General features: G+C 55.8%; 9 protein-coding genes. 7 read left to right on the top strand and 2 right to left on the bottom strand.

Annotated features, from left to right (window positions below; genetic code table 11):
• The first annotated feature begins 52 nt into the window (after positions 1-52).
• The 5 genes from ACXJ5O_RS16215 to ACXJ5O_RS16195 all read left to right on the top strand — a co-directional run bounded on the left by ACXJ5O_RS16215 (position 53) and on the right by ACXJ5O_RS16195 (position 2,408).
• Positions 53-316: a hypothetical protein gene (locus ACXJ5O_RS16215; RefSeq protein ID WP_457300787.1), complete on the top strand. Its 264-nt coding sequence runs from the start codon at positions 53-55 to the stop codon at positions 314-316.
• 72 nt (positions 317-388) lie between these two features.
• Entirely contained in the window at positions 389-667 is a 279-nt protein-coding gene (locus ACXJ5O_RS16210; RefSeq protein ID WP_457300786.1) for a GlsB/YeaQ/YmgE family stress response membrane protein, read from the top strand.
• 9 nt (positions 668-676) lie between these two features.
• Complete coding sequence (gene lipA / locus ACXJ5O_RS16205) at positions 677-1,642, top strand: lipoyl synthase (protein WP_457300785.1); 966 nt, start codon at positions 677-679, stop codon at positions 1,640-1,642.
• A 3-nt stretch (positions 1,643-1,645) separates the two neighbouring features.
• On the top strand, positions 1,646-2,098 hold the full coding sequence (locus tag ACXJ5O_RS16200; RefSeq protein WP_112529215.1) for a type II toxin-antitoxin system RatA family toxin: 453 nt from the start codon (positions 1,646-1,648) through the stop codon (positions 2,096-2,098).
• A 76-nt stretch (positions 2,099-2,174) separates the two neighbouring features.
• Entirely contained in the window at positions 2,175-2,408 is a 234-nt protein-coding gene (locus tag ACXJ5O_RS16195; protein ID WP_224506680.1) for a hypothetical protein, read from the top strand.
• 9 nt (positions 2,409-2,417) lie between these two features.
• Here ACXJ5O_RS16195 and ACXJ5O_RS16190 read toward each other — a convergent pair whose 3' ends face one another.
• Complete coding sequence (locus ACXJ5O_RS16190) at positions 2,418-2,909, bottom strand: CinA family protein (protein ID WP_457300784.1); 492 nt, start codon at positions 2,907-2,909, stop codon at positions 2,418-2,420.
• Positions 2,906-4,099: a bifunctional 2-C-methyl-D-erythritol 4-phosphate cytidylyltransferase/2-C-methyl-D-erythritol 2,4-cyclodiphosphate synthase gene (locus ACXJ5O_RS16185; protein WP_457300788.1), complete on the bottom strand. Its 1,194-nt coding sequence runs from the start codon at positions 4,097-4,099 to the stop codon at positions 2,906-2,908. The genes ACXJ5O_RS16190 and ACXJ5O_RS16185 overlap by 4 nt, the downstream gene beginning before the upstream one ends.
• 203 nt (positions 4,100-4,302) lie before the next feature.
• On the opposite strand from ACXJ5O_RS16185, the gene dusB reads away from it, so the two are divergent.
• Both dusB and ACXJ5O_RS16175 read left to right on the top strand, forming a co-directional pair.
• Positions 4,303-5,292: a tRNA dihydrouridine synthase DusB gene (dusB, locus tag ACXJ5O_RS16180; protein WP_457300783.1), complete on the top strand. Its 990-nt coding sequence runs from the start codon at positions 4,303-4,305 to the stop codon at positions 5,290-5,292.
• Positions 5,292-6,137: two-component system sensor histidine kinase NtrB (locus ACXJ5O_RS16175; RefSeq protein ID WP_457300782.1), on the top strand; the 846-nt coding region annotated here is incomplete at its 3' end. The genes dusB and ACXJ5O_RS16175, both read left to right, overlap by 1 nt.

Here is a 6,137-nt window from a genome sequence, read left to right as displayed (position 1 = left end):
GGATGCCTATGGCCGTGTGTTAAACGCGTAAGCAACGAAGGGAATTTGGCTTTTGGTCACCATCAAGGATAGCAGACCCTGGATCAACCTTTCATGGGCTGTTCTGAAATGGTCGACCTTGATCGGCCTTGGACTCGGGTTTGTGCCGTCCGCCTTGAGTCTGGTTTCAGGCAACACCATATCGATCAATGGAACAGCAATTGGCGGTTGGCTTGGTGTCTGGATTGTTACCTTTGCTTGCGGGTTGGGTGGTTTTCTTTTCGGTGCTATATGGGCCTTGGTGTTGCGCGCAATTGCCATTGCATCAGGGCGCTAAAGCAATTGCAGCAAAAGTGTGAAGCGGTTTTGCGTCCGCAATTGCGGCAAACAAGGATGGGGAGAGAAGCATATGGATCAGCCAGTTGGTATTATGGGCATGCCCGGTGTCGGTTTCTTTGGAATGCTGCTTATCGGCTTCCTAGCCGGTTACATCGCTGAAAAGGCAACGAACCGCGATCATGGCCTTTTAACCAATATCCTTGTCGGCATCGCCGGTTCTTTCGTTGGTGGTACGCTGGCTGGTCTGCTGGATTTCAATTTCTACGGTTTCTTTGGAAACCTGATCATTGCGACAGTTGGCGCAATTCTCATCCTGTGGGTTTTCGGCAAAGCCAGGCCCGCAAGCTAGGACATTAGAATGGTAACGGTACTCGACACGATCGATCAAAAGCGGCGTCTTCGGCATCCCGAAAAGGCGCATCGTCCGGATTCGGAGATCCTGAAGAAACCCGACTGGATCAGAGTTAAGGCTCCCGTGTCGAAAGGCTATTCGGAAACACGTGATATCGTGCGCTCGCACAATCTCGTCACGGTGTGCGAAGAGGCCGGTTGCCCCAACATTGGCGAGTGCTGGGACAAGAAGCACGCGACTTTCATGATCATGGGCGAGATCTGCACCCGCGCCTGTGCGTTCTGCAACGTCGCGACTGGTCTGCCAACCGCGCTTGACCGAGAAGAGCCTGAAAATGTCGGCAAGGCCGTTTTGAAAATGGGTTTGCAGCATGTGGTCATCACTTCGGTCGATCGTGACGATCTAGCCGATGGCGGTGCGCAGCATTTTGCCGATGTGATCCATGCCATCCGCCGTATTTCGCCCGGCACGACCATCGAGATTCTGACGCCGGATTTCCTGCGCAAGGAAGGCGCTTTGGAAATTGTCGTGGCGGCCCGTCCTGATGTCTTCAACCACAACCTTGAGACCGTTCCGTCCAATTATCTCAAAGTTCGTCCGGGCGCGCGGTACTTCCACTCAATCCGCCTGTTGCAGCGGGTGAAGGAACTCGACCCGACGATCTTTACAAAATCCGGCATCATGGTGGGTCTTGGCGAAGAGCGTAACGAAGTGCTGCAGCTGATGGATGATCTGCGCTCGGCGGATGTGGATTTTATGACGATCGGCCAGTATCTGCAGCCAACGCGCAAGCATCATGCCGTGCTGAACTATGTAACACCGGACGAATTCAAATCCTATGCAACGATTGCCAAAACCAAGGGCTTCCTGGTGGTTGCGTCCAGCCCACTAACACGTTCATCGCATCATGCCGGTGAAGATTTCGTCAGGCTGAAGGCTGCACGCGAGGCGCTGCACGCAAACCGCGCGTGACCGATGCCGAAATTTGAAACGACCCGCCATGTGAAGCATCGCGCCGAACAGATGTTTGATCTGGTCGCCGATATTGAGACTTATCCGCAGTTTCTGCCGATGTGCGAGAGTTTGAAAGTGCGTTCACGCAAGGAAAGTCATGGCAAGACGTTGCTGATTGCTGACATGACTGTCGGCTATAAGCTGATCCGCGAGACGTTCACCAGTCAGGTTCTTTTGAAGCCGGAAGAAAAAGTCATCATCACCAAATATATAGATGGGCCATTCCGCTATCTCGATAACCGCTGGCAATTCGTCCCTGATGAAAATCCGGAACATTCAGCGGTGAAATTCTATATCGATTATGAATTCAAGAGCCGCACGCTCGGTTTTCTCATGGGGTCGATGTTCGACATAGCCTTCAGGAAATTCACCGAAGCTTTTGAAAAAAGGGCGGACTCAATCTACGGCAAGTGATCCGCTACGCTGCCCGGCCCGCACCGCAGGAACGAAACCGCACGCTATCCGTTACGTTAATCGCAAGGAGGTTGTGATGTTAACGACCAAACTGATCGGTGCGCTATTCGTTGTTTGCGGGCTTTTGTATATGGCCGGAATTGCGGTTTATCGCGGTGAGATGAGTGAATCCCATTCGCGCAACGGTGATTCTGCCGGTCTTGAACCGCGCCATCGCGGTCTGCGTTTTCTCGGTTTGAAAGCGAATTGGCCCGGCCTTGTGGTTGCTGCAATAGGCGCGCTGATGCTGTTACTACCATCTGCTGCGTAACCGATAGTCCTACCCTAGCGCCCTCAAAAGCATATCAAGCGCAGCATTGACGGCGGCATTGCGGATTGATGCGCGACCGTGATCAACAAATAGGTGGCGGGCTGCGACCGGCGGCTTGTCTTTCAACGCCAGCGCAAACCAGACCAGTCCTACGGGTTTCATGTCCGAACCGCCACCGGGTCCGGCGATACCTGTTACCGAAACCGCAATGCCTGCGCGCGAATGTGCGAGGGCGCCCGTTGCCATAGCCAAAGCGACTTCCTCAGATACTGCCCCGTGTGTGGCGATCAATTCGGCCGGGACGCCAACCATTTCTTGCTTGGCTTCGTTAGAATAGGTGACGAACCCACGATCCACGACATCGGAGGAGCCACCGATATCTGTCAGCGACGCTGCGATCAAACCACCGGTGCAGGATTCGGCCGTGGCCAGCAGAATGCCGTGGCGACGGCAGGCTTCAAGTACCGCAATTGCCTTGGCTTCTGCGATTAGCCCGCTCATTCCGGCAGCCCTCCCGGGTAGATCACAGATGCCGTCGCAATGGCTGCAATGCCTTCCTTGCGGCCGATAAAACCAAGTTTCTCATTGGTCGTGGCCTTGATAGAAATGCGATCCGCGGAAATTCCCAGCATTTTCGACAATGCTGCGGTCATCGCCTCACGGTGCGGACCTACTTTCGGCGCTTCGCAGATCAGCGTAACATCCGCATTGGCAATCCGGCCGCCGGCTTCCTTGACGATTTTCACCGCGTGCTCCACGAAGATATGGGAGGCGGCGCCCTTCCACTGCGGATCGGACGGCGGAAAATGTGTTCCAATATCGCCAGCGCCGCGTGTTGCGAGTAGGGCGTCGGTCAAAGCATGGAGGGCAACGTCGGCGTCCGAGTGCCCGGACAGCTTTTGATCATGTTCGATGAATACGCCGGCGAGCATCACGCCATTGCCTGGCTCAAAAGCATGCACATCATAGCCGTTCCCGGTGCGCACGTCCGGAAATGCGGAATACTTTTGCGACAGGCGATCATCGGCCATTTCGATATCCTTTGCCCAGGTCAATTTCGTGTTGTCGACTGATCCTTCAACGATCCGCACCGGCAGGCCATGCCATTCGGCGATGGCCGAATCGTCGGTGAAGTCGGATCGGCCGGCTATAAATGCTGCGTTATGCGCATCGAGGATCGGCAAATAGGGAAATGCTTGCGGAGTCTGCGCCGCATAGAGGCCCACGCGCGGTACCGTTGCGCTGACCATCGCGTCCGGTCCGGCAGCTTTCAACGTATCCGACACGGCAAGGACTGGCAGGACCCCGATATGCGGGGTCAGATTGAAAATGACCCGCTCCAGTAGATCTGCCGAGATAAAGGGGCGAACACCGTCGTGAATCAACACGTGATCCGGTGTTTTCTCCTTTAGAGCCAGAAGCCCGAGACGTGTCGATTCCTGTCGGGTTGGTCCACCTATCACAGCAGTAACTCGTTCGGCATGATCTCCAAGAGCCAGGGCGAACAGTGCACTGTCTTCCTTGTGGATTACCACAACGACATGGTCGATCAACGGGCAATCAAGAAATGCGCGCATCGTGTGCGCCAGAACGGCTTCCCCGCCGATCTTGCGGTATTGCTTTGGTCCTTCAACGCTTTGACCTGCGCGTTCACCGCGTCCGGCCGCCACAATGACCGCAGCTACCCGCATTTCCTTATTGTCAGACTTCCCCGGCACGCTTCTCTCCGTTCGATGCAGACTGCGTTACCCTTTGCCAAACGGAAAGACCAGAACTTTAGCAACGACTGGAGTCGAAATCCGGCCATTCACAGTGCGCAATGCCTTGCGAAGAGGCAACGATCTGTCTAAAGGATAGGCTATTACGAAATTGCATACGAAACAGGCAGAATCGCGTGATCGAATTGGATCAACCACTGGATGTCGGCGGGGTACATTTGCGCAACCGCGTGTTTCTGGCGCCTATGTCTGGCGTTTCTGACCTGCCGTTCCGCCAGTTGGCGTGGCAGGCGGGATCCGGCATGGTCGTATCGGAGATGGTTGCGAGTGCAGAGCTTTGCACGCGCGAACGCGGCAACCTGTTGCGCCTCAGGGGTGATGGATTGGGCACGCACGTTGTGCAGATCGCAGGCCGTGAAACCCGATGGATGGCGGAAGCTGCGCGGATCGCTGAAGGCGAGGGCGCCCATATCATCGATATCAACATGGGTTGCCCGGCCAAAAAGGTAACGGGTGGTTTGTCGGGCTCGGCACTCATGCGCGATCTCGATCACGCGTTGACACTGATCGAAGCAACAATCGGCGCTGTGCGGGTTCCAGTTACGCTGAAAATGCGGCTTGGCTGGGATGACGCCAGCATCAACGCCCCGGAGCTGGCCGTGCGTGCAGAGCAGGCCGGTGTCAAGATGATCACTGTGCACGGCCGCACGCGCTGCCAGTTCTACGAAGGCAAAGCTGATTGGCACGCTATTCGAGCTGTAAAAGACGCAATCTCGATCCCACTTGTAGCCAATGGCGATGTTCTTGACCGTGACGATGCAAAGGCAATCCTTGAGGCCTCGGGTGCGGATGCAGTCATGGTRGGACGCGGATCTTATGGCCAACCTTGGCTGCCAGGAACGATCGTTCAGGGAAGCGGACGAGATGCCAGCCACATGATCGCCGACTATGCCGTCGCGCACTACGAAGCGATGCTCTCGCATTATGGCGAGGCCACGGGTATTCGCCACGCGCGCAAGCATCTTGGCTGGTATCTCGACATGCATGCCGGTGACGTTGGCGCTGTGACACGCGGTTCGATTATGACCGAAACCAATCCGCAACAGGTTGTGCGGCGTCTCCACGCTACGCTGACGAATACAGAAGAAATGAAGAAGGTGGCCTGATGACGGCATCGGACAAATCTATGCTGGGAGACCGGTTGGCGGGCATCGTCCTGAATTCGATCCGGCACCCGGTGATCATGCTCGATGATGCAGGTTATATTTCCTATGCCAACGCCGATGCCGAAGCATTCTTCCGCTCAAGCGCCAGCATTTTGAGCCGCAACACGCTCGATATGCTGCTGCCGTTTGGCAGCCCTCTGCTGGCGCTGGTCAAGCAAGTGCGCGAGAGCCCGTCACCGGTCAACGAATATCGCGTCGACGTCTCGTCACCACGGCTCGGCCAGGACCGGATTGTCGATCTCTACGTCACTCCCGTCAGTGAATCGCCGGGTTCGATCGTCATTCTTTTCAAGGAACGCTCGATGGCGGAAAAACTTGATCGGCAGATGACGCATCGCGGCGCGGCACGTTCGGTTACCGGCCTCGCGTCCATGCTGGCGCACGAGATCAAGAACCCGCTCTCTGGCATCCGGGGAGCCGCACAATTGCTTGAGACCGGCCTTTCCGACGATGACCGGGCGCTAACACGCTTGATCACCGATGAGACCGACCGGATCGTGTCACTTGTCGATCGCATGGAAGTTTTTTCCGACGAACGCCCGATAGAACGCGAAGCGGTGAACATTCACGTGGTGCTGGACCACGTCAAAGCCATCGCCAAGAATGGTTTTGCCAGCCATATCAAGTTTCACGAGGACTATGATCCGTCGTTGCCTTACGTGTTCGCAAATCGCGATCAGCTCGTTCAGGTGTTCCTCAATCTCGTAAAAAATGCAGCTGAATCCATTGGCGCCAACGAGCCAGGGGAAATCACGCTCTCAACCGCGTTCCGTCCAGGTATACGC

It is taken from the genome of Phyllobacterium sp. P5_D12, assembly GCF_054049495.1.
Note: the sequence above shows the minus strand (reverse complement) of the source record. Positions and strands in the feature narration are given on the sequence as shown.